Genomic DNA, 410 nt, shown 5'->3' on the forward strand with positions numbered 1-410 from the left:
GGCATGCGCCGCTGGCCTTTCGCCACCAGCTGCGGCTCAAAACTGGACAGGCGGTCGCGTGGAATGTCGAGGTGCAGTTCACCGCCCGGTGCAAGAACCTTCTTGGGCGTGGTGCCGTTTCTATGGTTCTTGCTGGTCGCATCCTCGTTGGCCAAGTGATGTGTCAATTCGGCCGCCAGCATTCGCTCGGCCAGCATCTTCTTGAGCTGGCCTGCCAAGCCAGACTCACCGAGGATAGACTCGGCGTTCTTGTCCTGAACTTGGGCCAGCAACTGGTCGATCAGCTCAACTGGGAATGGATACGGCTCTTTCTTTTTGCGCGGTTTCTTGGTGGTCATCGTGTCGATCATGGAGCATCCCTTTCGGTATTATTTCATGACCCCGTTTCACACAGAAATTCTTACAGGCTC

General features: G+C 56.1%; 1 protein-coding gene. It reads right to left on the minus strand.

The window, feature by feature from the left end; genetic code table 11:
* Positions 1-350: transposase (locus tag GTP44_RS26860; RefSeq protein WP_202424236.1), on the minus strand; the 350-nt coding region annotated here is incomplete at its 3' end.
* Positions 351-410: the final 60 nt, after the last annotated feature.

This window comes from Duganella lactea (assembly GCF_009857505.1).
Classification (GTDB): Bacteria; Pseudomonadota; Gammaproteobacteria; order Burkholderiales; family Burkholderiaceae_D; genus Rugamonas; species Rugamonas lactea.